General features: G+C 75.5%; 21 protein-coding genes. 17 read left to right on the plus strand and 4 right to left on the minus strand.

What is annotated here, in order from left to right; all coding sequences use genetic code 11:
- From ATM99_RS06435 to ATM99_RS06445, 3 genes are all read left to right on the plus strand, one after another.
- On the plus strand, nucleotides 1–438 hold the full coding sequence (locus ATM99_RS06435; RefSeq protein WP_062102085.1) for a response regulator: 438 nt from the start codon (nucleotides 1–3) through the stop codon (nucleotides 436–438).
- A gap of 85 nt (nucleotides 439–523) precedes the next feature.
- Nucleotides 524–1,462 (plus strand): proteasome assembly chaperone family protein, encoded by a 939-nt coding sequence (locus ATM99_RS06440; protein WP_062102086.1) that lies wholly within the window; start codon nucleotides 524–526, stop codon nucleotides 1,460–1,462.
- Between the two features lie 314 nt (nucleotides 1,463–1,776).
- Nucleotides 1,777–1,980, plus strand: coding sequence for a cold-shock protein (locus ATM99_RS06445; protein WP_046528172.1), 204 nt, complete (start codon nucleotides 1,777–1,779; stop codon nucleotides 1,978–1,980).
- A gap of 49 nt (nucleotides 1,981–2,029) precedes the next feature.
- Here the strand turns inward: ATM99_RS06445 and ATM99_RS06450 are convergent, their stop codons facing one another.
- Entirely contained in the window at nucleotides 2,030–2,875 is an 846-nt protein-coding gene (locus ATM99_RS06450) for a spermidine synthase (RefSeq protein ID WP_223304830.1), read from the minus strand.
- A 202-nt stretch (nucleotides 2,876–3,077) separates the two neighbouring features.
- On the opposite strand from ATM99_RS06450, the gene ATM99_RS06455 reads away from it, so the two are divergent.
- The 3 genes from ATM99_RS06455 to ATM99_RS06465 all read left to right on the plus strand — a co-directional run bounded on the left by ATM99_RS06455 (nucleotide 3,078) and on the right by ATM99_RS06465 (nucleotide 4,458).
- Entirely contained in the window at nucleotides 3,078–3,518 is a 441-nt protein-coding gene (locus tag ATM99_RS06455; RefSeq protein WP_062102087.1) for an SAV_6107 family HEPN domain-containing protein, read from the plus strand.
- A gap of 151 nt (nucleotides 3,519–3,669) precedes the next feature.
- Nucleotides 3,670–4,074 (plus strand): DUF3040 domain-containing protein, encoded by a 405-nt coding sequence (locus ATM99_RS06460; RefSeq protein ID WP_062102088.1) that lies wholly within the window; start codon nucleotides 3,670–3,672, stop codon nucleotides 4,072–4,074.
- A 69-nt stretch (nucleotides 4,075–4,143) separates the two neighbouring features.
- Nucleotides 4,144–4,458, plus strand: a complete 315-nt coding sequence (locus tag ATM99_RS06465) for a hypothetical protein (protein ID WP_062102089.1) — start codon at nucleotides 4,144–4,146, stop codon at nucleotides 4,456–4,458.
- Nucleotides 4,459–4,525: 67 nt separating this feature from the next.
- Here the strand turns inward: ATM99_RS06465 and ATM99_RS06470 are convergent, their stop codons facing one another.
- From ATM99_RS06470 to ATM99_RS06480, 3 genes are read right to left on the minus strand one after another with little or no spacing between them, the layout of a single operon-like run.
- Nucleotides 4,526–6,955, minus strand: coding sequence for a DUF3488 and transglutaminase-like domain-containing protein (locus tag ATM99_RS06470; RefSeq protein WP_150118174.1), 2,430 nt, complete (start codon nucleotides 6,953–6,955; stop codon nucleotides 4,526–4,528).
- Nucleotides 6,952–8,208 carry a DUF58 domain-containing protein gene (locus ATM99_RS06475; RefSeq protein WP_062102091.1) on the minus strand — a complete coding sequence of 419 codons (1,257 nt, stop codon included), beginning with the start codon at nucleotides 8,206–8,208 and terminating at the stop codon, nucleotides 6,952–6,954. The genes ATM99_RS06470 and ATM99_RS06475 overlap by 4 nt, the downstream gene beginning before the upstream one ends.
- Nucleotides 8,208–9,206 carry a MoxR family ATPase gene (locus tag ATM99_RS06480; RefSeq protein ID WP_062102092.1) on the minus strand — a complete coding sequence of 333 codons (999 nt, stop codon included), beginning with the start codon at nucleotides 9,204–9,206 and terminating at the stop codon, nucleotides 8,208–8,210. Before ATM99_RS06480 ends, ATM99_RS06475 begins: the two co-directional genes overlap by 1 nt.
- Nucleotides 9,207–9,683: 477 nt before the next feature.
- On the opposite strand from ATM99_RS06480, the gene mraZ reads away from it, so the two are divergent.
- The 11 genes from mraZ to ATM99_RS06535 all read left to right on the plus strand — a co-directional run.
- Nucleotides 9,684–10,157 carry a division/cell wall cluster transcriptional repressor MraZ gene (mraZ, locus tag ATM99_RS06485; protein ID WP_046528177.1) on the plus strand — a complete coding sequence of 158 codons (474 nt, stop codon included), beginning with the start codon at nucleotides 9,684–9,686 and terminating at the stop codon, nucleotides 10,155–10,157.
- Nucleotides 10,158–10,375: 218 nt separating this feature from the next.
- Complete coding sequence (rsmH, locus tag ATM99_RS06490; RefSeq protein WP_062102093.1) at nucleotides 10,376–11,374, plus strand: 16S rRNA (cytosine(1402)-N(4))-methyltransferase RsmH; 999 nt, start codon at nucleotides 10,376–10,378, stop codon at nucleotides 11,372–11,374.
- Nucleotides 11,371–11,790 (plus strand): hypothetical protein, encoded by a 420-nt coding sequence (locus ATM99_RS06495; protein ID WP_062102094.1) that lies wholly within the window; start codon nucleotides 11,371–11,373, stop codon nucleotides 11,788–11,790. The genes rsmH and ATM99_RS06495 overlap by 4 nt, the downstream gene beginning before the upstream one ends.
- A 116-nt stretch (nucleotides 11,791–11,906) precedes the next feature.
- Nucleotides 11,907–13,775: a penicillin-binding protein 2 gene (locus tag ATM99_RS06500; protein WP_223304831.1), complete on the plus strand. Its 1,869-nt coding sequence runs from the start codon at nucleotides 11,907–11,909 to the stop codon at nucleotides 13,773–13,775.
- Nucleotides 13,776–13,798: 23 nt separating this feature from the next.
- Entirely contained in the window at nucleotides 13,799–15,361 is a 1,563-nt protein-coding gene (locus ATM99_RS06505; RefSeq protein ID WP_062102095.1) for a UDP-N-acetylmuramoyl-L-alanyl-D-glutamate--2,6-diaminopimelate ligase, read from the plus strand.
- Complete coding sequence (gene murF / locus ATM99_RS06510) at nucleotides 15,358–16,788, plus strand: UDP-N-acetylmuramoyl-tripeptide--D-alanyl-D-alanine ligase (protein ID WP_062102116.1); 1,431 nt, start codon at nucleotides 15,358–15,360, stop codon at nucleotides 16,786–16,788. The genes ATM99_RS06505 and murF overlap by 4 nt, the downstream gene beginning before the upstream one ends.
- Nucleotides 16,785–17,867, plus strand: coding sequence for a phospho-N-acetylmuramoyl-pentapeptide-transferase (gene mraY / locus ATM99_RS06515; RefSeq protein ID WP_062102096.1), 1,083 nt, complete (start codon nucleotides 16,785–16,787; stop codon nucleotides 17,865–17,867). The genes murF and mraY overlap by 4 nt, the downstream gene beginning before the upstream one ends.
- Nucleotides 17,868–19,331, plus strand: coding sequence for a UDP-N-acetylmuramoyl-L-alanine--D-glutamate ligase (murD, locus tag ATM99_RS06520; protein WP_062102097.1), 1,464 nt, complete (start codon nucleotides 17,868–17,870; stop codon nucleotides 19,329–19,331).
- The gene (gene ftsW / locus ATM99_RS06525; protein WP_082659352.1) at nucleotides 19,328–20,599 is read left to right on the plus strand and encodes a putative lipid II flippase FtsW; all 1,272 of its coding nucleotides are present in this window, start codon (nucleotides 19,328–19,330) and stop codon (nucleotides 20,597–20,599) included. The genes murD and ftsW overlap by 4 nt, the downstream gene beginning before the upstream one ends.
- Nucleotides 20,592–23,255: a UDP-N-acetylmuramate--L-alanine ligase gene (gene murC / locus ATM99_RS19910; protein WP_062102098.1), complete on the plus strand. Its 2,664-nt coding sequence runs from the start codon at nucleotides 20,592–20,594 to the stop codon at nucleotides 23,253–23,255. Before ftsW ends, murC begins: the two co-directional genes overlap by 8 nt.
- On the plus strand, nucleotides 23,252–24,024 hold a 773-nt coding region (locus tag ATM99_RS06535), incomplete at its 3' end, for a cell division protein FtsQ/DivIB (RefSeq protein WP_223304832.1). The genes murC and ATM99_RS06535, both read left to right, overlap by 4 nt.

A 24,024-nucleotide genomic window follows, 5' to 3' on the forward strand; every position in this document is an offset into this window, starting at 1 on the left:
GTGTCGCTGCAGAAGCCGATCGACGTGCTGCTGGTCGAGGACGACCCGGGCGACGTCCTCATGACGCGCGAGGCGTTCGAGCACAACAAGGTGCGCAACCGGCTGTCGGTCGTCGCCGACGGCGTGAGCGCGCTGGAGTTCCTGCGCAAGGAGGGCGAGCACGCCGACGCCCCGACGCCGGACCTCGTGCTGCTGGACCTCAACCTGCCGCGCATGGACGGCCGCGAGGTCCTCGAGGCCATGAAGTCCGACGCGACGCTGCGCGCCATCCCCGTCGTCGTGCTGACGACCTCCGAGGCCGAGGAGGACGTCCTGCGGTCCTACTCGCTGCACGCCAACGCGTACGTCACCAAGCCGGTCGACTTCGACCGCTTCATCGACGTCGTGCGGCAGATCGACGAGTTCTTCGTCGAGGTCGTGCGGCTCCCCGGACACTGACCCGTCCCCGGGCCGCCGGCCCGGGAAGACACCGGACCGGTCCGGCGTTGCACCACTCGACCGCACGACGAGAGGCGAGTGAGCGATGCTGGACCCCCGGGACATCTACGACGTGGACGTCGACGTGGCCGAGCGCGTGGACGCGACGGCCCGCAGCGGCGGCAGCGGGCCGGTGCTCCTGCACGCCGTGCGCGGCTTCGTCGACGCGGGTCAGGCCGGCCAGGTGGCCGTCGACCACCTGGTGGCGGGCGGCGCGGGCGAGCGGCTCGTGACCTTCGACGTCGACCAGCTGGTCGACTACCGGTCGCGTCGTCCCGTCATGACGTTCGACGAGGGCTGGACCGCCTACGACGCCCCCGAGCTCGCGGTCGACCTGCTGCACGACGCGCAGGGCACGCCGTTCCTGCTGCTGCACGGTCTGGAGCCGGACGTGCAGTGGGAGCGCTGGGTCGCCGCCGTCCGGCAGGTCGTCGACAGGTTCGACGTGCCGCTGGTCGTCGGGCTGCACGGCATCCCGATGGGAGTGCCGCACACGCGCCCGATCTCGGTGACCGCGCACGCGACGCGTCCCGAGCTCGTCGCCGACCACACGTCGTTCTTCGGCGCCGTGCAGGTCCCGGCGAGCGCGTCCGCGCTGCTCGAGCTGCGGCTGGGGGAGTCGGGGCACGACGCGATGGGCTTCGCCGTGCACGTGCCGCACTACCTCGCGCAGGCGCCGTACCCGGCCGCGGGCCTGGCGGGGCTGCGCCACGTGCAGCGCGCGACGGGCCTGGACCTGCGGCTCGCCGAGCTCGAACCGGCCGCGGCCGAGGCGATGCGCGAGGTCGAGCGGCAGGTCGAGGGGTCGAGCGAGGTCTCCGCGGTCGTGCAGGCGCTCGAGGAGCAGTACGACGCGTTCACGCGCAGCGTCGGCCGCACGAGTCTGCTGGCCCAGGCGACCGACCTGCCCACCGCCGAGGAGATCGGTGCGGAGCTCGAGCGCTTCCTCGCGACGCAGGTGGACGACGCCGACGGAGACGTCTGAGCCGTCACAGGTCGTCCGGGGTCGCCGGGCGACGCGTCCGGCGTGTGAGGGCGCCGTGACCGGATCGTTGCCGTCCGCGGGGGACGAAACGGCCCGTTCCGTGGCGTACGCCACAGCGGCGTGGGAGGATTTCAGGCGTTGCAGTGACGTACGGACGCTTGACCGGTCTCGCGCCACGACCTCGGTCGCGGTGGCATGAGGTTCCGCCCGTCCCCGTGAGGGACCGGACCGCCCGGTGCAGGTCGTGAGGCATTGCGGCGCGGTGCGGGCAGTCGGCACGCACCGTCACACGGTGGGACAGAAGGATGCGGGACATGGCACAGGGCTCGGTCAAGTGGTTCAACGCCGAGAAGGGCTTCGGCTTCATCGCTCAGGACGACGGCGGCGCCGACGTCTTCGTCCACTACTCGGCGATCGACACGCAGGGCTACCGCTCGCTCGACGAGGGTCAGCGCGTGGAGTTCGACATCACGCAGGGCCAGAAGGGTCCGCAGGCGGAGCACGTCCGCCCGCTGTGACCCCCGCCCTCCGGGTGATCCGGGGGTCGTGAGCCGTGGGGCCGCACCGTCACGACGGTGCGGCCCCACGCGCGTCCGGGGGGTCCGCGGGTCCGTCCGTCCGCCCGTCGGCCGGCCCGGGGTCGTGGCGCACGGCTGCTCGGCCGGCGAGCGTGCGCGTCTCGTCGGCCGCGAGCAGGCGCGCGGGCACGGGCAGGGTCCGTAGCGTGCGCGCGAGGCCGGGGTCGGCGAGCACGGTCGGGTCGTCGGTGCCGACGAGCACGAGGTTCCCGTAGCGGCGGCCCCGCAGGATCGCCGGCTCGGCCACGACGCCCACGTGCCCGAACACGTCGAGGAGCGTCGCGACCTCGGTGCGCGCCAGCGCGAGCGGGGGGCGGTCGGCGCAGTTGGCGAGGTAGACGCCGCCGGGACGGAGCACCCGCGCGACCTCGCCCGTGAACTCGCGTGTCGTGAGGTGCTCGGGCGTGCGGTCCCCGGCGAACACGTCGCGGACGACGACGTCGAACGACGCGTCGGGAAGGGCCGTCAGCTCCGCGCGGGCCTCACCCGTGCGCAGCCGCAGCCGAGGTGCGCGTGGTAGCGCGAACCACGCGCGTGCGAGCCGTGCGAGCTCGCCGTCGAGCTCCACCGCCAGCTGGCGCGCCTCGGGGTGGTGGTGCGCGAGGGCGCGCGCGAGCGCGCACCCGCCGGCGCCGAGGTGCAGGACCGTCAGGTCGGGGCGGTCCGCGGCGACGACGTCGACCACGGCCGCGGCCTGCTGCATGTACTCGAAGTCGAGCAGTCCGGGGTCGTCGAGGTCGACGTACGAGCTGGGTACCCCGTTGACGAGCAGGGTGGCGGCGTGCGGGCGCCCGGGCTCGGGAACGACCTCCGCCGTGCCGGTCGACACGGGCACGGGGCCGACGGGCCAGGCGGGCGTCGCCGTGGCCGACCGGGATGTCGGTGGTCGGCGGGACGATGGGTCACGACGTCGGGCAGCCACGTGCACACCGTACGTCGGGTGGTACCGGGGGTCGGCCAGGCGTTGACGGATTCGAACACGTGTTCGAAGATGGTTCCACGACGGACGTCCCGTCGAGCGGAGGGGGTGGCGCGAGATGAGCGCGAAGATCGCTGTGCTGCACGCCGAGGCGCTCCCGCCGCAGACCGTGGAGATGCTCGGGCGCGCGGACGCCGAGCTGCTCGCGGCGCAGTTCTCGGGTGAGGCGTGGGAGATGTTCTCGCACGCCCACCTCGCGGCGCTGCGCGCCGGTGCGGCCCTCGTGGCGGCGCGTGGTCGGCCGACGGGGCGTGGTGCGCCGCGGACCGTGTGGGGGATGCTCGACGTCGTGGCCCCGGAGCTCCACGTGCACGCGGCGTTCTTCGCGCACGCGGCGACGCTGCGCGCCGCGGTGGACGCGGGCCGCTTCGAGCTCGTCGCGCCGGCTCGTGCCGAGCGCGCCCTGTGCGCGGCGGAGGACATGGTCGACGCGGTCCGGGCCCTGCTCGCCGACGACGCCGCGGGTGACGCCGAGGGTCGACGCGTGGCGAGCAGGTGAAGCCTCGGTGTGCGGCGTGGCCGGAGGTGGCGCGCGCACAGGTTCGTGACGCATGATGTTCGCCCTGCCAGACGGACGCTCGACTACCACCTTGGGGTCAGCCGATCTATCCTGAGGCCACACAGTCCACCGGAGTGCGACGGGGGTCGGGATGCCACTCTCCGAGTACGAGCAGCGCGTGCTCGAGCAGATGGAGCGTCAGCTGACGTCTGACGACCCGCGGCTCGCGAACACGCTCGCGCCGCGCGGCGGTCGCCGACCTGTCGTGCGCTACGCCGTCGCGGGCGGTGGGGCCGTCGTCGGTCTCCTGCTGCTCGTCATCGGTGCGGCGACGTCGCTCCCGTGGCTCGGGGCTGCCGGGTTCGTCGTGATGTTCGCGGCGGTCGGCTTCGCCTTCGCGACGCCGCGTCGCGAGCACACCGGTCCGCAGGGCACCGTCGCCCCCGACGGGACGGTGCGTCCCGCCCGCCGCGGCGCCGCCCCCACGAAGAAGCAGGGATTCATGTCGCGCTTCGAGGAGCGGTGGGACCGTCGCCGCGACGGCGACGGGCGCTGACGTCGCCGCGTCGTCCGCCGGGACGACCGTCCCGCGCCCGCGCGACCCGCAGGTGACAGTGTCGCCTGCGTGATCCATCTCTACCTGCACGCCTGCGTGCTGCCTGGTCGGCGCGCCGACCTCGAGCGGTTCCTCGTCGAGGCGCGGCCCGTGTACGAGGAGCCCGACGGTGTCTCCGTGCGCCTGCAGTGGTCCCTCGACGACCCCGACGCCTTCGTCGAGATCATGGACTACCCCGACGACGCCTCCTACCGCCGTGACCAGCTGCGTGTCGAGTCCGACCCGCGCATGCGTGCGCTGCTGGCGCGCTGGCACGACCTGCTCGCCTCCGGCCCGGTCGTCACGGTGTTCGAGGACGTGCCGATCGACCCGTCGGCGCGCTGAGCGCCGCTGAGCGTCGCAGGTCCGGTGCGTCGCGCACGCCCGGTCGACCCGCGAGGACCGAGGTCGCCTAGGACGTGGCGACCCGCTCACCGGCGCGCGGGGCGGCAAGGACCTCCGCGACGCCCGCGCGCACGCTCTGCCGCCAGTCGTCGAGGACGGTCGTCCCGACGCTCGGCGGCGTCGGCGCGTAGCGGCTCATCTCGACCGCCCGTGCCAGGTCCTCGAGCGCGGCGAGCGGACGCCCCTCGAGTGCCGCGCCGCAGCGGCGGGACAGGGCGTCCTGGACCTCGCGGACCGCCCCCCGGGGGGTGACCGCGTCGGACCAGCGCAGATCCGACCGGGCGAGGTCCCGGCGCAGCAGCGTCCACGCGTGCTCCGGCGACGTCGCCGACCTCCCGCGACGCCGCGCGAGCAACGCGACCGCGACCGCACCGAGGAGCAGGACGGCGCCCGCCGACACCGTGAGCGCCACCGGCAGCACGGAGGACCGCTCCTGCGGGTCGGGCGACGCCGCGCTCGTCGACGGAGGGCTCGGAGCCGTCGACGGTGCGCCGCCCGGCTGGGCGGCGGCGATGTCGTCGTCCGGGGTCTGGTCGCTCGCCGTGGACGCCGCGAACGGGTCGGCCCACACGGGCGGGGGGCCGGTCTGCGACGCGGGGGTCGGCTCGAACCGCACCCACCCCTGGCCCTCGAAGTACAGCTCGGGCCACGCGTGCGCGAGCCGGCCGGTCACGACGTACGTGTCGTCGCGCGTGCGCTCGCCCGGCAGGAACCCCACGCCGACGCGTGAGGGGATGTCCAGCGTGCGCGACATCATCGCCATCGCCGTGGCGAACTGCACGCAGTAGCCGCGGCGGTCCTCGAGGAAGTCCCACACGGCGTCGGACGAGCGGGCCGGCGGCACCCGGGTGTCGTACGTGAAGTTCGCGACGGACCGCAGCCACGTCTGGAGGGCGAGCGCCTGCTCGTAGGGTCCGGACGCGCCGGCCGTGACCTCGGCGGCGAGCGCGGCGATGTCGTCGCGGTGCTCGGTGTCGGGCACGGCCGTGTACAGCCCGGCGTCCTCGGGCACCCCGACGCGTGCGTCGCGCAGGTCGGCGGCGCTCAGCGCGGGCACCTGCACCTGCATCTGGTAGGTCAGGCCCGACCGTGTCGGTCGCTGACCGACCACCTCGTCGCGCTGCTCGTCGTACGCCCACGAGCCCTCGACCGCGAGCGTGCGCGCGAACGTGCTCATCGGCAGGCGCCGCTCGCGCAGCGCCCCCACCTCGACGTCGACCAGCGCGAGGGTGCCCGGCCCGGACGACGGCGGCAGGCCGCGCAGCGCCGGGTCGGAGGAGAGCAGGAGCGCCGGGTCCCAGTCGGTGAGGCGGTCGCTGTCCGTGCGCTCCCACAGGCGGCCGTCGAACGTCGCGAGCGTGAAGGCCCGGAGCGGTCCGACGAGGCGTGCGTCCACGCTCGGCGACGAGGTCCCGGACGTCGTCTCGTCGCTCGCGCCGTCAGCGCTCGCGTCCCCGCCGGCCGCGTCGTCCGGGTCGTCGCCCACCGGGTCGTCGCCCACCCCGTCGTCGCCCACCCCGTCGTCGGACGGCGCGTCGTCCGCCGCGACGTCGTCCTGCGGGGCGTCCGACGAGGTCGCGTCCTCGGCGTCCGCGCCCGGCGCGGGGGCGAGGGGGTCCACGACGCGGTACGTCAGGACCACCTGCGACGAGCGTTGACCCAGGCTGTCGCGCAGGTCCAGGTCGTCGCTCAGCTCGAGCGGGCCGACCGGCCCGGACCCGAACGACGGCAGGGAGACGCTCGCCCACCCGGGCGCGGCCATGAGCGGCGGCCCCGCCACGACCGTCAGGCCGCCCAGCGACGCGGCCGTGCCGACCGCGACCACGGCGCGCCGGGCCCGACCTGCCCGCACGTGCAGCGGCGCGGCGCCGTAGGCGAGCAGCGCGAGATAGGCGGTCGCCGTCCAGAACACCGCGGCCGCGCCGGCCGGGAACCCGAGGACGACCGCCGGCACCCACAGCGCGAGCAGCGGCACGCCGCTGAGCGCGGGGACGCGCAGCGCGAGCACCGCGGCGTCGACCAGCAGCACGACCGCGACCGCACCGATCACGACCAGCATCTCGCCGGGCCGGATGTCGGGCATCGGCACGAACGAGTCGTTGACCACCGTCACGCCCTGACGCGCGGTCGCCCACGCGCGTCCCACGGCGTCGAGGTCGGGCAGGAACTGCGGGCGCCCGGGCGGCGCGCCGTAGCGCAGCACGAGCCCGAGGAGCGCCACGAGCGTGCCCACGAGCGTCGGCACCCACCAGCGCCGTGTCACGGCGCGCGCGAGCGCGGTCGTCGCGCCGACGACGAGCACCGCGGTCGCCGCCACGACGAACCAGCGCGTCCCGGCGATGAGCCCGGTGAGGGCCAGGAGCGCGGCCCAGGTCGCCAGCACGCCCAGCGCGGACCCGAGGAGCGCGCGCACCCCCTGCTCCGGCGCCGGCGTCATCGTGCGCTCCCCAGCAGGCGCGTCCAGCACGCCAGCAGGTCCTCGCCGCTGCCGGCGCGCGCGGTGCGCCACCCGGCGCGCTGCAGCGCGGTCGCGGTGACGTGCGTGTCGCGCGCGTCACCGGTGTGGCGCGCGTCCTCCCGCACGACCGCCCACGCCTGCGCCTGGTCGCCCAGGTGCGCGAGCGCGCCGCGCGCCGAGGCCGTCAGCGGGCCCAGCACCGCGAGCACGATCTCGCCCGCGCTGTGATGGGTGCCGAGCACCCGGACCGCGTCGAGCAGCGCCGACTCGCCCTCGGCCGCCGAGCGCGCGGGGGCCAGGTCGAGCGTGAGGTCCAGGAGGGCGGCCCGCGACTCGGGGCCGCTGCGGGCGTGGACGAACGGGGAGGCACCCGGCCGGTCGCCGGTCGAGATCCCGGCGCCCGCCAGTCGCACCGGGTGGCCGTTGTCGAGCATCGCCAGGGCCATCGAGGCCGCGAGCGAGATCGTCCACTCGGCCGAGCTCGCACGGACGGGCAGGTCCAGCAGCACGGTGACGGGCCGCATGCCCGCACGCTCGTCGGAGCGCACGAGCAGCGAGCCGCGCCGGGCGCTCGAGCGCCAGTGGACGCGACGCAGGTCGTCGCCCTCGCGGTAGTCGCGCAGGTTCGCGTCGTCCGTCGACGGCGTCCGCGCACCCAGCGCGACGCGGTCGGGCTCGCCGACCAGGACGTCGGACGGCGCAGGCAGGGTCGCCACCGCGGGCCACACCGCCACCTGGGACTCCTCGCCCAGGGTCCGGCGGGAGCGCACGACGCCGAACGTGTCGGTGCGCGTCACGACGAGCGGCCCCAGCGGCCAGCGCCCACGCTGGGTGGCGCGCACGGGGTAGCGCACGGTGGCGCGGTCGGCGTGCCGCACGACGCGCGCCCGCAGCGCGCGACCGCCCGACAGCTCGACGGCCGCCTGCTCCGAGAACCGCAGCCCTGCGAGCCGGGCGCGACCGGCCCGGTCGGTCGCGCGGATCTCGACGCGCACGTCGGCCTCCTGCCCGGCGTGCACCGGGTCGGGCGTCACGACGCGACGCACGTCCAGGCCGCGCCGGCCGCGGGTGGCGTCCAGCGTGAGCGCGACGACGAGCGCGACGAGCGGCAGCGCGAGCAGCAGGAGCCCGATCCGCACGAGGTCGAGCGAGCCGAGGCCGATGCCGACCTGCAGCGCGACGACCCCGGCCGCGGCGAGCGCCCAGCCGCGCGGCGTCGGGCGCAGGCGCATCAGCCCGACGTCCGCCGTGCGTGCACGGCGGGCTCGACCGTCGGCAGCGGCGTCCGGGCGACGATGCCGGCGACGACGTCCTGCGTCGTGCGGCCGGCGAGGCGGGACTCGGTGCTCGGGAGCAACCGGTGCGCGAGGACGGCGACGGCGAGCTCCTGCACGTCGTCGGGCAGCACGTGGTCGCGGCCCGCCATGGCCGCGGCGGACTTCGCGGCACGCAGCAGCTGGATCGCGGCGCGCGGGGACGCGCCCAGCCGCAGGCCCGGGTCGGAACGCGACGCCGTCACGAGGTCCACGACGTACCGCTTGACGGAGGGGGCCGCGTGCAGCCGGCGCGCGACGTCGATGCAGCGCTGGATCTCGGCGGCGTCGGTGACGGGCCGCAGGCGCGCGAGCGGGTCGGCGAGCTCCTGCGCGTCGAGCATGTCGAGCTCGGCCTCGACGCTCGGGTACCCGACCGTCAGGCGCGCCATGAAGCGGTCGCGCTGCGCCTCGGGCAGCGGGTAGGTGCCTTCCATCTCGACCGGGTTCTGCGTCGCGACGACCAGGAACGGGCGGGGGAGCGGGTACGACCGGCCGTCGACGGTGGCCTGCGCCTCCTGCATGCACTCGAGCAGCGCGGACTGCGTCTTGGGTGACGCGCGGTTGATCTCGTCGCCGATCACGACGTGCGCGAAGACCGGGCCCGGCCGGAACTCGAACTCGTGCGTCTGCGCGCGGAAGATGTTGACGCCCGTGAGGTCGCTCGGGAGCAGGTCGGGCGTGAACTGGATGCGGCCGACCTGGGCGTCGATGCTGCGCGCGATCGCCTTGGCGAGCGTGGTCTTGCCGACCCCGGGGACGTCCTCGAGGAGCAGGTGCCCCTCGGCCAGCAGGACCGCCAGCGACGTGCGCACCAGCTCGGGTCGGCCCGTGACGACGGACTCGATGCTCGTGCGCAGGCGGGTGGTGACGGCGACGAGCCCGGCGAGCTCGTCCGGTGTCGGCAGTGACGACATGTGTGCGGCTCCCTCGTCGGACTGGGACGAGCGTACGCATCGCGCAGGGCGTGCGGGCGGGCTTGGCGGGCGGACCTCACCCGTCCGCGCGGGTCGGGCGCGGGTGGCGGGGCGCGGCGGGCGCCCCCCCCACTTCCCCCCACGGTGGCTCCCCGTGCGCACCTCGTCGGCGCGTGTGGGCCTCTCGGCGTGCCGGATTGCCGTCGTTCGCACTGGTTCGTCCGGGCGCGACGTGGCCGTGGCGCTCTTCCTGGCAGATCGCGCCCTCCACTCTGCACCACCGCTCTGACCTGCGACGACGCCGATCGAACGGGTGAACTTGGCGGTATCAGAAGATGCGGGTGGAGGGAAGTGGAGTACCGTGGAGGCACGTGGTGAGGGCTGGGGGGAACCGGCCCTGGCCGCCGCCGCGCACGCTCCGCGAGGACCGCGCCGGGGATGGTCCACACGGGTCGGGGCGATCGGGAGGGGAGTGAGGTGTCGTATGAGTCGTCCGGCGCCTTCGGCTCCTTCGCGCCCTTCCTCGGGACGTACACGCCGCGCCTGGACGACAAGGGGCGGCTCATCCTCCCGGCCAAGTTCCGGCCGCAGCTGGCCGGTGGGCTCGTGATGACCCGCGGGCAGGAGCGCTGCCTCTTCGTGCTCCCGATGGACGAGTTCCGCCGCATGCACGACCAGCTGCGCACCGCGCCGGTCACGAGCAAGCAGGCCCGCGACTACCTGCGCGTGTTCCTGTCCGGCGCCAGCGACGAGCAGCCCGACAAGCAGGGCCGCATCTCGATCCCGCCGATGCTGCGCACCTACGCGGGTCTCGACCGGGACGTCGCGGTCATCGGCACCGGCACCCGCGTCGAGATCTGGGACCTGCAGGCCTGGGAGACGTACCTGGCCGAGCAGGAGGCCGGGTACGCCGACACCACCGAGGAGGTCTTCCCGAACGGCCCCTTCTAGCCCGACCCACGACGACGACCGCACGACCGCCGCACGACCGCTGCTCCGCCCGACGAGACCTCCTCCCGTCCGCTCTGACGCCACTTCCCCGGCGCCAGAGGGTCGGTGGGGGATCTGGCCGGACGGAGGAGGGACCGTCCGGCCATCCACCAGCACGACGAGCACCACCGACGCGCAGGACCGAGACCGGCACGACCGAGACCCGCAGGGGAGGGCAGATGGACGAGCAGCACGAGGCCGCGAGCCGGCACACGCCGGTCCTGCTGCAGCGCTGCCTCGACCTGCTCGCCCCCGCGCTGAGCGAGCCGGGTGCCGTGATGGTCGACTCCACCCTCGGCATGGGCGGCCACACCGAGGGCGTCCTGCGGGCGTTCGAGCACGTGCGGGTGATCGGCATCGACCGCGACCCCCAGGCGCTCGCGCTCGCGTCGGACCGGCTCGCGCCGTTCGGCGACCGGTTCACCGGCGTCCACGCCGTCTACGACGAGATCCGGGACGTGCTCGACGACCTCGGCGTCCCCGCGGTGCAGGGCGTCCTCATGGACCTCGGCGTGTCGTCGCTGCAGCTCGACGAGGCGGACCGGGGCTTCGCCTACGCCCACGACGCACCGCTCGACATGCGCATGGACCCCACCACCGGGGCCACCGCGGCCGACGTGCTCAACACGTACGACGAGCGCGCGATCGCGCGGGTCCTGCGCGAGTACGGCGAGGAGCGCTTCGCCGCACGGATCGCCCGGGGCGTCGTGCGCCGCCGCGAGCAGCAGCCGCTGACGCGCACGTCCGAGCTCGTCGACGTCGTGCGCGCCGGCGTGCCCGCGGCCACGCGACGCACGGGCGGCCACCCGGCCAAGCGCACGTTCCAGGCGCTGCGCATCGAGGTCAACGGCGAGCTCGCCGCGCTCGAGCGCGCGCTGCCGGCGTCGGTCGAGGCGCTCGCCGTCGGCGGTCGGATCGTCGTCGAGTCGTACCAGTCGCTCGAGGACCGGCTCGTCAAGCGCGCGCTCGCCGCGGGCGCCACGTCGAGCGCGCCGCCCGACCTGCCGGTCGAGCCCGCGACCCACGCGCCCTACCTGCGTCTGCTGACCCGCGGCGCGGAGGAGGCGGACGACGCCGAGCTCGCCCGCAACCCGCGTTCCCAGTCCGTCCGCCTGCGCGCCGCCGAGCGGCTGCGTCCCACCCCCGACCACCTGCGCACCCCGAGGAGAGCCGCATGAGCGCCCTGCCCCTGGCCGCCGCCCGCACCGGCGCGGCCCGTGCGTACCCACAGCCCGCACGTCCCGCGGCGGCGCCCCCGCCGCGGCTGCGCGTCGTCCGCGCGCCCGCGCAGGCGCGGTCCCGTGTGCCGTTCGTACTGGCCTGCATGGCGGTGCTGGGCGGTGCGCTGCTGGCGGCCCTGCTGCTCAACACGCAGGTCGCCTCGCTCGCGTTCGAGCGGTACGAGCTGTCGAACGAGCTCGGCCAGCTCCGCCAGGACCGCATGGACCTCGTGGCCCAGCTCGACGCGAAGTCGTCGCCGACGCAGCTGGCGCAGGCCGCGCGCGGACTGGGCATGGTCGAGGCCAACGGCACCGGGTGGCTCCGGCTCGCGGACGGCAGCGTCCAGGGAGCCCCCGCACCCGCCGCCGGATGACCACCCGCGCCCGGGGGGAGTCCCCCCGCGTCCGGCGCGTACCCCACGCCCGTGGTGGTGCGGCGGTCCCGCGCGTCGCGGCGGACCGGCGCGCACCGCGTGGCACGGTGGGCGGCGTGAGCGAGCGCAGCACGACCGTCCCGCGCCGCCGGCCCGACGCGGTGCGGTCGACCCGGACCGGCGGCGTCGCGGCGCGCCCGGCGACGGGCTCGGTCCGCGCCGGCGGGCGTCCTCCGCAGGACCCGCCGGCCCCACGGACCGTCGTCGCGTCGCGTGGTCGCGTGGTCGCGCTCGTCGTGGTGTTCGCGCTCGTGCTGTCCGTGTTCGTGGGCCGACTCGTCTACGTGCAGGGCGTCGCGGGTCCCGAGCTCGCGGCGGAGGCGCGGGGCAAGCGCATGACCACGGTCTCGACGATCGGGGAGCGCGGGGCGATCACCGACGCCCACGGCGTCGTGCTCGCGTCGTCGGTCGAGCGCTACGAGGTCGAGGTGAACCAGCGCCTCGTGGCGCAGTACCGCGCTCGCGGCACGACCGACGCGATGGACGGTGCCGCGGGCGTCGCGCAGCAGCTCGCGCCGCTGCTCGGCATGAGCGCCGCCGAGCTCGGCGGTCGTCTGGTGGGTGACCGTGGGTGGCTCGTCGTCGCCAACGACGTGCTGCCCGAGATCGCTCGCGAGATCCGCGCGCTGCGGCTGGACGGGATCACCGTCCGGCGCGTCGCGGAGCGTGTGTACCCCAAGGGGGCCGTCGCGGGGAACATCGTCGGCTTCGTCAACTCCGAGGGCGTCGGGCTGCAAGGGTTGGAGTACACCCTCAACGACCAGCTCGTGGGCACCGCGGGGAAGGAGAGCTTCGAGCGCGGGCGCGGCGGGCAGCCGCTGCCGGGCGGCGTCAACGAGCAGACCCCCGCGCGCGACGGCCGGTCCGTGCGGCTCACGCTCGACTCCGACCTGCAGTGGAAGGCCGAGGAGGCGCTGCGCAACCAGGTCGCCGCGACGGGTGCCGAGGGCGGGACGGTCGTCGTGATGTCCAAGGACGGGCGCGTGCTCGCGCTCGCGGACTCGACGCCGTTCGACCCCAACGCGCCCGGGGACGCCGCGGCGGGGGCGCTCTCGCGCAGCGTCGCCGACCCGTTCGAACCGGGCTCCACCAGCAAGGTCGTGACGATGGCGGCCGCGCTGGAGGAGGGGCTGGTGCAGCCGACCGAGCGGTTCGAGGTCGCCGACCGGTGGCAGACGCCGCAGGGCGAGACCATCAAGGACTCGCACGACCACCCCGTGCTCAAGCTCACGGCCACCGGGATCTTCGCCGAGTCGTCGAACGTGGGGACCGTCGAGTTCGGGCAGCGGCTGTCCAAGCAGCAGCGGTACGACTACATGAGCAGGTTCGGGTTCGGCCAGCGCACCGGCATCGAGATGCCCGGCGAGACGGCCGGCAGCCTGCGCACGCCCGACAAGTGGCAGGGTCGCGACGAGTACGCGGTCATGTTCGGCCAGGCCGTGTCGGTCAACGCGCTGCAGGCCGCGAGCGTCTTCGCCACGATCGCCAACGGCGGCGTGCGCGTCCCGCCGCACATGGTCGCCGGGTACACCGACCAGGACGGCACGTTCCAGGAGAAGCCGGCGCCCGAGGCCACGCGCGTCGTCTCGGAGCAGACGGCCGCGAGCGTGCTGTCGATGATGGAGAGCGTCGTCGACGACGGGACCGGCGGCAACGCCGCGATCCCCGGCTACCGCGTCGCGGGCAAGACCGGCACCGCGCAGCGCTTCAACCCGAGCGGCTACACGTCCTCGTTCATCGGGGTCGCGCCGGTCGACGACCCGCAGGTCGTCACGGCCGTGATCCTGCACAACCCGCGCACCTCGACGTACGGCGGGACGGTGGCCGCGCCGGTCTTCGCGGACGTCACCGGCTACGCGCTGCGCCAGCTGGGGATCGCCCCGTCGGGCACCGCCCCCACGCTGTACCCGGCGACGTGGGAGTGACCGGCCGGGGTAGATTCCTCCCCATGACGTCCCCCCTGGGCCGGCTGCGCCCTGAGCACCCGCCGGTCCGCAGGGTCGACGACCTCGTCGCGGCGTTCGCGCTGCGGACCACCGGCAGCGACCCCGCCGGGACCACCTTCACGGGTGTGTCCATGGCGAGCGGCGACGTGGAGCCGGGCGACGTGTTCGTCGCGGTCCCGGGCCTGAAGGTGCACGGCGCCCGGTTCGCCGCCGACGCGGTCGCTCGCGGGGCCGTGGCCGTGCTGACCGACGACGACGGCGCCGCGCTGGTGCCGACCGGCACGCCGGTGCTGCTGTCCGAGGACCCCCGTCTGCTGGCCGGCCCCGTGGCCGCGTGGGCGCTGGGCGACCCCGGTGAGCGGCTCGTGACCGTCGGCGTGACGGGCACGAACGGCAAGACGACGACGACGTACTTCGTGGACGCCGCGCTGCGCGCCGTGCACCCGGTGACCGCGGTGCTCGGCACGGTCGAGCTGCGCGTGGGCGACGACGCCGTCGAGAGCCCCCGCACGACCGTCGAGGCGCCGGTGCTGCAGTCGCTGCTGGCGCTCGCGCTCGAGCGCGGTGCCAGCGCGCTGACCACCGAGGTGTCGTCGCACGCCCTCGCTCTCGGCCGCGTGCTGGGCACACGGTTCGACGTCGTGGGCTTCAGCAACCTGCAGCGCGACCACCTCGACTTCCACGGCGACATGGAGGGCTACTTCCGCGACAAGGCGCGGCTGTTCTCGCCCGAGCAGGCGCGCCGTGGCGTCGTCGTGGTCGACGACGCGTGGGGCCAGCGGCTCGCGGAGGAGTCGCCGATCCCCGTGGAGAGCGTCGCGACGCGTCCCGGCACGCCCGTGTGCGCGGGTGCCGACTGGGTGGTCGTCGACGCCGACGTCGGTCTCGACGGCGTCGGGTCGCGGTTCTCGCTGCGCGGTCCGGACGGGCGCGTCCACGAGGCCCACAGCCCGCTGCCCGGACTCGTCAACGTCTCCAACGCGGCGCTGGCCGTCGTGCTCGCGCACGCCTCCGGCGTGCCGCTCGACGTCGCGATCGCCGCGGTCGGGCAGGCGCACGCGATCCCCGGGCGCATGGAGCGCGTGGTCGAGCGCGGCGAGGGCCTGCCCCTGTGCCTCGTCGACTACGCGCACACGCCCGACGCGCTGACGCTCGCGCTCGAGGCGGTGCGCCCCATCACGCCTGGCCGTCTCGTGCTGGTCTACGGCTCGGACGGCGACCGCGACCGCGGCAAGCGGCCCATCATGGGGCAGGTGGGCGCGCGCCTGGCCGACGTGCTCGTCGTCACCGACGAGAACCCGCGCTCGGAGGACCCCGCGTCCATCCGCGCCGCCATCCTCGAGGGCGTGCGCGACGTGCGCCCCGACCTGGCCGACGTGCACGAGGCGACCAGCCGCGCGCAGGCCATCCGCGACGCCCTTCGTCTGGCAGGCCCGGACGACACCGTGATCGTCACGGGCAAGGGCCACGAACCGACCCAGGAGATCGCCGGGGTGTTCCACCGCTACAACGACCGTGACGTGTTCCTCGCCGTGCGCGCCGAGTGCCGGGAGCAGCACGCGTGATCGCGCTCACCGTCGCCGAGATCGCCGCCGCGACGGGCGGTGCGCCCGCGGGCGTCGCGCCCGGTCAGGTGGTCACCGGTCCCGTCGTGATCGACTCGCGCGAGGTCCTGCCCGGCGGGCTGTTCGTCGCGCTGCCCGGCGAGCACGTCGACGGGCACGACTACGCCCACGCCGCGGTCGAGGCCGGTGCGGCGCTCGTGCTCGCCGCGCGCCCGCTCGACGGCGTGCCGTGCGTCGTGGTCCCGGACGTCGAGCGCGCGCTGGGCGACCTCGCGCGTGACGTGCTGGTGCGCCTGCGCGAGGCCGCGGCCGCTCCCGGCGGCAGCGGTCTGCAGGTGCTGGGCGTCACCGGCTCGGTTGGCAAGACCACGACCAAGGACCTCCTGGCGCAGCTGTGCGGCGCGGCCGGTCCGACGGTCGCACCGGTGCGCTCGTTCAACAACGAGATCGGCCTGCCGCTGACCGTGCTGCGCGCCGACGAGTCGACGCGGTTCCTGGTCCTCGAGATGGGCGCGAGCGGTCCGGGGCACCTCACGTACCTCACGGACGTCGCCCCGCCCGACGTGGCGGTCGTGCTGCTCGTCGGGCACGCCCACCTCGGCGGCTTCGGCGGGACGGTCGAGGGCGTCGCGCGCGCCAAGGCGGAGATCGTCGCGGGCCTCGTGCCGGGCGGCACCGCGGTCCTCAACGCCGACGACCACCGGGTGCGCGCCATGTCGGCGCAGGCGCCCGGGCCGGTCGTGCTGTTCGGCGTGGCCCCCGACGCGCAGGTCCGCGCGGCCGACGTGCGTCTGGACGCGGTCGGGCGCGCGTCGTTCACGCTCGTGCACGCGGGTGTGCACGGCGCGCAGGAGCGGCGCGTGGACCTGCGGCTCGTGGGCGAGCACCACGTGCACAACGCGCTCGCGTCCGCGGCCGCCGCGCTCGCGCTCGGTCTCGACCTCGACGACGTCGTCGCGGGCCTGTCGGCCGCGGACGCGCTGTCGCCGCACCGCATGCACGTGGTCGACCGGGCCGACGGCGTGACGGTCGTCGACGACTCGTACAACGCGAACCCGGACTCGATGCGTGCGGCGCTCAAGGCCCTCGCGGTCATCGCGGGCCGTGAGCGTCGGTCCGTCGCGGTGCTGGGGGAGATGCGCGAGCTCGGCGACGAGCACCGCGCGGCGCACGACGCGATCGGGCGGCTCGTCGTGCGGCTCAACATCGGTCTGACGGTCGTGGTGGGGGAGCGCGCGCGGGCGATCCGTGACGGCGCCAACCACGAGGGGTCGTGGGGTGACGAGGTCGTGCTGGCCGACGACGTCGACGCGGCCGCCGCGTTCCTCGCCGACGAGCTGCGCGCCGGCGACGTCGTGCTCGTGAAGTCGTCGTACGACGCGGGCCTGTGGCGTCTCGGCGACATCCTCACGGGGGCCGACGCATGAGGGCCGTCCTCATCTCGGGCGGCATCTCGATGCTGCTCGCGCTGCTCGGCACGCCGCTGTTCATCCGGTTCCTGGTCCGTCGGCAGTACGGCCAGTTCATCCGGCAGGACGGGCCGACCGCGCACTTCACCAAGCGCGGCACGCCCACGATGGGCGGCGTCGTCATCATCGGCGCGACGCTGGTCGGCTGGGCGCTCGGCCTGCTGCTGACCGGGACGCGCCCGAGCGCGTCGGCGCTGCTCGCGCTGTTCCTCATGACGGGGCTGGGCGTCGTCGGGTTCCTCGACGACTTCATCAAGATCTCGCGGCAACGGTCGCTCGGCCTGTCGCCGCTGTGGAAGATCGTGGGGCAGGGCGTCGTCGGCGTCGTGTTCTCGGTGCTCGCGCTGCAGTTCCCCAACGGGCAGTTCCGCACGCCGGCCTCGACGCGGATCTCGTTCATCCGCGACACGAACCTGGACCTCGCGTTCGCGGGCGTCACCGTCGGCCTCGTGCTGTTCGTGATCTGGGCCAACTTCCTCATCACGGCGTGGTCCAACGCGGTGAACCTCACCGACGGCCTGGACGGTCTCGCGACAGGCGTCTCGCTCATCGTCTTCGGTGCCTACGTCCTGGTGGGCGTGTGGCAGTTCAACCAGAGCTGCCAGGCCATCCTGTCCGCCGGGCCACGGTGCTACGAGACGCGCGACCCCCTCGACCTCGCGGTGGTCGCCGCAGCCATCACCGGCGCGCTGTTCGGGTTCCTGTGGTGGAACGCGAGCCCCGCCAAGATCTTCATGGGTGACACGGGCTCGCTCGCGCTGGGTGGCGCGCTGGCAGCACTGACCATCCTCACCCGCACCGAGATCCTCGGCGCGATCATCGGCGGCCTGTTCGTGCTCATCGTGCTGTCGGACGTCATCCAGATCGGCTTCTTCAAGATGACCGGCAAGCGGGTGTTCAAGATGGCACCGCTGCACCACCACTTCGAGCTGTCGGGGTGGGGCGAGGTGACGATCGTCATCAGGTTCTGGATCATCGCCGGCCTCTTCGTGGCGCTCGGGGTCGGCATCTTCTACGCGGAGTGGGTGGCGCAGTAGGTGGACGCACGGTTCGACGGCCGCACGGTCCTCGTCGCGGGCCTCGGGGTCTCCGGCAGGGCGGCGGCGCAGGTCCTGGCCGACCGCGGGGCGCACGTCGTGACGTACGACGACCGTGCGCCCGAGGCGGACGTCCGTGACGTCGCCGCGCTCGTCGCCGACGGTCTCGCGGGTGCCGACCTCGTCGTCGTGTCGCCCGGGCTGCCCCCGCACCACGCGCTGCTGGTCGCCGCGCGCGAGCGGGACGTGCCCGTGTGGAGCGAGGTCGAGCTGGCCTGGCAGGTCCGCGTCGCCCGCGACGGCGTCGGCGAGCCCGCGCCCTGGCTCGCCGTGACCGGAACCAACGGCAAGACGACGACGGTCGGCATGCTCGAGTCGATCCTGCGTGCCGCGGGCCGGCACACGGCCGCGGTCGGCAACGTCGGCACGCCCGTCGTGCTGGCGGCGACCGACCCGACGCTCGACGTGCTGGCCGTCGAGCTCTCGAGCTTCCAGCTGCACCACACGCACTCGATGTCGGCGCAGGCGGCGGCCGTGCTCAACGTCGCGCCCGACCACCTGGACTGGCACGGCTCGATGACGGCGTACGCGGCGGACAAGGGACGCGTCTACGAGCGCGCGCAGGTCGCGTGCGTCTACGACGCGACGCAGCCCGTCACCGAGGAGCTCGTGCGCGAGGCCGACGTCGTCGACGGCTGCGTCGCGGTGGGCTTCACGCTCGGGACGCCCGGCGTCGGGCAGCTCGGGCTCGTGGACGACGTGCTCGTGGACCGCGGCTTCGCGCGCCTGCGCCACACGCACGCCGCCGAGCTGGGCACCCTGGCCGACCTCGCGGAGCTCGCCGGGCCCGGCGGCGTCGTGCCGCCGCACGTCGTGCGCAACGCCCTGGCGGCCGCGGCCCTCGCGCTCGCGCACGGCGTCGAGCCGGGGCACGTGCGGGACGGGCTGCGGGCGTTCGCGCCGGGCGCGCACCGGATCGTCACGGTCGGACGCGTCGACGGCGTCGCGTACGTCGACGACTCCAAGGCCACGAACGCGCACGCCGCGTCGGCCTCGCTCGCGGCGTTCGAGCCGGCGTCCGTGGTGTGGGTCGCGGGCGGGCTCGCCAAGGGTGCCGCGTTCGACGACCTCGTGCGCGACCGGCGCGACCGGCTGCGCGGCGTCGTGCTCGTCGGCGTCGACCGCGCGCCGCTGCGGGACGCGCTCGCCCGACACGCGCCCGACGTCCCGGTCGTCGAGGTCGACGCCGGTGACACTGAACCGGTGATGGACCGCGCCGTGACCGCAGCGCGTCGGCTCGCCGCCGGTGCGCCCGCCGGGCTGCCGACGACCGTCCTGCTCGCCCCGGCGTGCGCGTCGATGGACCAGTTCACGTCCTACGCCGCTCGGGGCGACGCGTTCGCCGCGGCCGTGCGTGCGCTCGCCGAGGCCGGGCAGGAGCGGCTCGCGGACGGCGCGCCGTGAGCACGCCGCCGACCGCGCGTCCCCGCACGGCGCCCACGCCGGCCGTGACACCTCCCGGCGGGACGCCCGAGGCCCGCGAGCCCGCGTTCCTCGGGACGTGGAACTCCGCGGTCACGAGCTACTACGTGCTGCTCGGTGCGACGCTGCTGCTCGCGGCCATCGGCCTCGTCATGGTGCTGTCGAGCTCGAGCGTGGAGTCCCTCGCGGCGGGCAAGTCGCCCTACGCGGTGTTCTTCAGCCAGGCGCAGTACGCGCTCATGGGCCTGCCGGTGCTCCTGGTGATGTCGCGGCTGCCGGTCCGGGTGCTGCGGTCCGCGGCGTGGCCCGCCCTCGTCGCGGGCATCGCCTTCCAGATGCTGGTGTTCGTGCCGGGCCTGGGGTGCGGGTCCGGCGGCAACCGGAACTGGGTGTGCGTCCCGGGTTTCAGCGCCCAGCCCTCGGAGGCCGTGAAGCTCGCCCTGGTGGTCTGGCTCGCGGCCGTGCTCTCGCGCAAGCTGCGGCTGATCCACGAGTGGAAGCACGCGCTGGTGCCGGTGGTGCCGGTCGCCGGCGTCGCGATCGGCGCCGTCCTGCTGGGGCACGACCTCGGCACGGCGATGGTCATGGTCCTGCTCGTCGCGGGGGCGATGTTCGTCGCGGGCGTCCCGCTGCGGATCTTCGGGGTCGCGGGGATCCTCGCCGCGGCGGGGGTCGCCGTGCTGGCCATCACGAGCCCGAACCGGGTCAACCGCATCACGGCGTGGCTCTCCGCCGACTGCGACGTGACCAACGAGTGCTACCAGACGCAGCACGCGGCGTGGGGACTGGCCACGGGCGGCTGGAGCGGCGTCGGCCTCGGCCAGAGCGCCGAGAAGTGGTCGTACCTGCCCGCCGCCCACAACGACTTCATCTTCGCGATCCTCGGCGAGGAGCTCGGCCTGGTCGGGACGCTGCTCGTGCTCGCGCTCTTCGCGCTGCTCGCGTTCGCGATGGTGCGCATCATGCGGCGCCACACCGACCCGTTCGTCAAGATCGCCACGGCGGCGGTGTTCGCGTGGGTCATCGGGCAGGCCGTCATCAACATCGCCGTCGTCATCGGTCTGCTGCCCGTCATCGGCGTGCCGCTGCCGCTCGTCTCCGCCGGAGGTTCCGCACTCATCATGACCATGGCCGCCCTGGGCATGCTGCTGTCGTTCGCCCGCACCGAGCCGGGCGCCGCCGAGGCGCTGGCCGCGCGCCCGTCGGTCGTGCGCCGCTCGCTCGCGGTGATCGGGCGCACCCGTGGCTGAGGCCGGCGTCCTGCTGGCCGGCGGTGGTACCGCCGGGCACGTCAACCCGCTGCTCGCGGTCGCCGACGAGCTGCGTCGCCGGCACCCGCACGGGCGGTTCGGCGTCCTCGGGACCGCGGAGGGTCTCGAGGCGCGGCTCGTGCCCGAGCACGGGTACGACCTGCACGTCGTGCCGCGCGTGCCGCTGCCGCGCCGTCCCACGCCGGACTGGCTGCGCCTGCCCGGCCGCCTGCGCGCCGCGGTCCGCGCGGCCGAGGACGCGATCGACGCGGTCGACGCGCAGGTCGTCGTCGGCTTCGGCGGCTACGTCGCGACGCCCGCCTACCTCGCCGCGCGGCGTCGCGGGCTGCCGGTCGTCGTGCACGAGCAGAACGCGCGCCCGGGCATCGCGAACCGGCTCGGCGCACGCTGGGCCGCCGCGGTCGCGGTGACCTTCCCGACGACGGCCCTCCCGGGCGCACAGGTCACGGGGCTGCCGCTGCGCACGGCCGTGCAGGACCTGCTCGTCGCGCGCGCGAGCGACCCCGACGCGGCGCGCCGCGCGGGCGCCGCGGCCCTCGACCTCGACCCGGCGCTCACCACCCTCCTCGTCACGGGCGGGTCGAGCGGTGCGGTGAGCGTCAACCGTGCGGTCGCCGGTGCGGCGACGGCGCTCCTGGCGACGGGCGCGCAGGTGCTCCACCTCACCGGCCGCGGCAAGGCGGACGAGGTCCGCGCCGCGCTGACCGGCGTGCCCGGGGCCGAGCGGTACCACGTGGTCGAGTACCTCACCGCGATGGAGCGTGCGCTGGCGGTCGCGGACGTCGTCGTCGGTCGCGCGGGCGCCGGCACGGTCTGCGAGCTCGCCGCGCTCGGCCTGCCGGCCGTCTACGTGCCGCTGCCCATCGGCAACGGCGAGCAGCGGCTCAACGCGGCGGGGATCGTCGCCGCCGGCGGTGGCGTCCTGGTCGACGACCGCGACCTCACGAGCGGGTGGGTCGCCGCTCACGTCCCGGAGCTGCTCGGCGGCGGCGAGGCGGCCGCGACGCGTGAGCGCATGGGCGCCGCCGCGGCGGCGGCCGGCGTGCCGGACGCGTCCGCGCGCGTCGCCGACCTCGTCGAGGCCCAGCTGCCGCCGCACGTGGTCGCGGCCGCGACGCCGGTCGTGGCGCCGACCACCTCGCGGCCCGCACCCGCGGTCGCCGACCCGGGGGAGCGCGGTCCCGTGGCGCTGGCCGACCTCGGACGCGTCCACCTCGTGGGGGTCGGCGGCGCCGGCATGTCCGCGATCGCGCCGCTGCTCGCGGCTCGCGGCCTGCGGGTCAGCGGCTCCGACGCGCACGACGGCCCGGCCCTCGCCGGGCTGCGCGCCGCGGGCGTGACGGTGCACGTCGGTCACGACGCGGCGCACGTCGAGGACGTCGACACCCTCGTGGTGTCCTCGGCTGTGCGGGACACCAACCCGGAGGTCGTCCGGGCGCGCGAGCGGGGCGTCCCGGTGCTGCACCGCTCCGAGGCGCTCGCCGCGCTCATGGCGGACCGCGACGCGGTCGCGGTGGCGGGCGCGCACGGCAAGACCACGACCTCGGGCATGGTCGCGGCGGCCCTCGTGCACGCCGGTGCCGACCCGTCCTTCGCGATCGGCGGGGTCGTGCGGGCGACCGCCGGCACGCTGGGTGGTGCGCGGCACGGCGACGGCCCGTTCGTCGCCGAGGCCGACGAGTCCGACGGGTCGTTCCTCGCGTACGAGCCGCTCGTGGCGGTGGTGCTGAACGTCGAGCCCGACCACCTGGACCACTACGGCACGCGTGAGCGCTTCGAGGCCGCGTTCGAGCGGTTCGCGGACCGCGTGCGCGACGGCGGTCTGCTCGTCGTGTGCGCCGACGACGACGGCGCGGTGCGCCTGGTCGACGCCGTGCGGGAGCGGCTCGCGGCGCGTGGCGTCGCGGTGCGCACGTTCGGCACGGCCGCGGACGCCGACGTGCGCGTGGGGGAGAGCACGCCGACCGGCGACGGTCGGTGGCGCGTCGAGCTGACGCCGCGCGACGAGCCCGCGGTGACGCTGCACCTGCGCGTGGCGGGTGCGCACCTGGCGCTCGACGCCGCCGCCGCGTGGTGCGCGCTGCGGCGCCTGGGCGTCGCCGGCGAGGCCGCGGCCGCGGGCCTCGACGACTTCGTCGGGACGGGGCGGAGGTTCGAGGACCGGGGCACGGCCGACGGCGTGCGGGTGGTCGACGACTACGCCCACCACCCGACCGAGGTGGCCGCGCTGCTGCGCGCCGCGCGCCAGGTCGCGGGCGGCGGCCGGGTGGTCGCGCTGTTCCAGCCCCACCTGTTCTCCCGCACGCGGACGTTCGCGCGCGAGTTCGGCGCGGCGTTCGACCTCGCCGACGCGGTCGTCGTGACGGACGTCTACGCCGCGCGCGAGGACCCGGACCCGAGCGTGACGGGCGCCCTCGTCGTCGACCACGTGCCCACGCCCGGCAAGGCCGTGTTCGTCCCGGGCCGGGTGGACGCGGCGCACGCGGCCGCGGCGCTCGCCCGACCCGGCGACCTGCTGCTCACGGTCGGGGCGGGCGACGTCACCGATCTCGGCCCGGTCGTGCTGGCCGACCTCGCGGCGCGGGCGACGCGCGAGGACCCCGCCGACGACCTCCCGGGTGGTGCACGGCCGTGAGCCCCCAGCGTCCGCCGACGCCACGACGCCCGGCGGCGTCGCGGCCGGCGACGCCGCGGCGCGCGCCCGGTCGCCCCGACCGGCCCGCCGCACCACCCGCGACGGACGAGTCGCCCGACACCACGCCGACGCGCGTCGGTGCACCGGCGGCCCGGTCGCCGCGCGCGACGCCGGCCGGCCGCGGCGACGCGCCCGCCGCCGACGGCGCACGCCCGGTGCGTGACCGCGCGCGTCCCGACGTGCCGCCGCGCCCCGTGCGTCCGCGGGCGGACCGTCTCGCGCCCGACGCCGAGGAGCCGGGCGGCGCGCGGACCCGCGGCTCGGAGCCCCCGACCGGGCCGACCCGGACGGTCACCACGTACACCACCGGCGGTTTCACCGGGCCGGTGCGACCGGCGGTCGTCTCGACGACGTCGCGCGAGCGGTTCGCCGAGCGCGCGCGGGCACGCCGCAACCTCGCGCGTCGGCAGGTCCTGCTCACGGCGGGCGGCGTGCTGGGCGTCGGTGGTCTGGCGTGGCTGCTGCTCGTGTCGCCCGTGCTGGCGCTCGACCCCACGAAGGTCGAGGTGACGGGCGCGGGGACCGTGGTCGCGGTCGACCAGGTGCTCGCGGTGGTCGCCGAGCGCGCGGGCACGCCGCTGCCGCGCCTGGACACGGTCGGCCTGCGGGACGCGGTGCTCGACGTGCCGGGCGTGCGGGAGGCGCGCGTCGTGCGGGAGTGGCCGGACGGCCTCGCCGTGCAGCTCGTGTCGCGCGAGCCCGTCGCGGC

Source organism: Cellulomonas sp. B6, from assembly GCF_001462455.1.
Classification (GTDB): Bacteria; Actinomycetota; Actinomycetes; order Actinomycetales; family Cellulomonadaceae; genus Cellulomonas.

Coding starts and splice junctions, on each gene's coding strand:
- ATM99_RS06480 (WP_062102092.1), bottom strand. CDS start 9,206: ATGTCGTCACTGCCGACACCGGACGAGCTCGCCGGGCTCGTCGCCGTC.
- ATM99_RS06445 (WP_046528172.1), top strand. CDS start 1,777: ATGGCACAGGGCTCGGTCAAGTGGTTCAACGCCGAGAAGGGCTTCGGC.
- ATM99_RS06440 (WP_062102086.1), top strand. CDS start 524: ATGCTGGACCCCCGGGACATCTACGACGTGGACGTCGACGTGGCCGAG.
- ATM99_RS06455 (WP_062102087.1), top strand. CDS start 3,078: ATGAGCGCGAAGATCGCTGTGCTGCACGCCGAGGCGCTCCCGCCGCAG.
- ATM99_RS06470 (WP_150118174.1), bottom strand. CDS start 6,955: ATGACGCCGGCGCCGGAGCAGGGGGTGCGCGCGCTCCTCGGGTCCGCG.
- mraY (WP_062102096.1), top strand. CDS start 16,785: ATGAGGGCCGTCCTCATCTCGGGCGGCATCTCGATGCTGCTCGCGCTG.
- ATM99_RS06460 (WP_062102088.1), top strand. CDS start 3,670: ATGCCACTCTCCGAGTACGAGCAGCGCGTGCTCGAGCAGATGGAGCGT.
- ATM99_RS06505 (WP_062102095.1), top strand. CDS start 13,799: ATGACGTCCCCCCTGGGCCGGCTGCGCCCTGAGCACCCGCCGGTCCGC.
- rsmH (WP_062102093.1), top strand. CDS start 10,376: ATGGACGAGCAGCACGAGGCCGCGAGCCGGCACACGCCGGTCCTGCTG.
- ATM99_RS06475 (WP_062102091.1), bottom strand. CDS start 8,208: ATGCGCCTGCGCCCGACGCCGCGCGGCTGGGCGCTCGCCGCGGCCGGG.
- ATM99_RS06495 (WP_062102094.1), top strand. CDS start 11,371: ATGAGCGCCCTGCCCCTGGCCGCCGCCCGCACCGGCGCGGCCCGTGCG.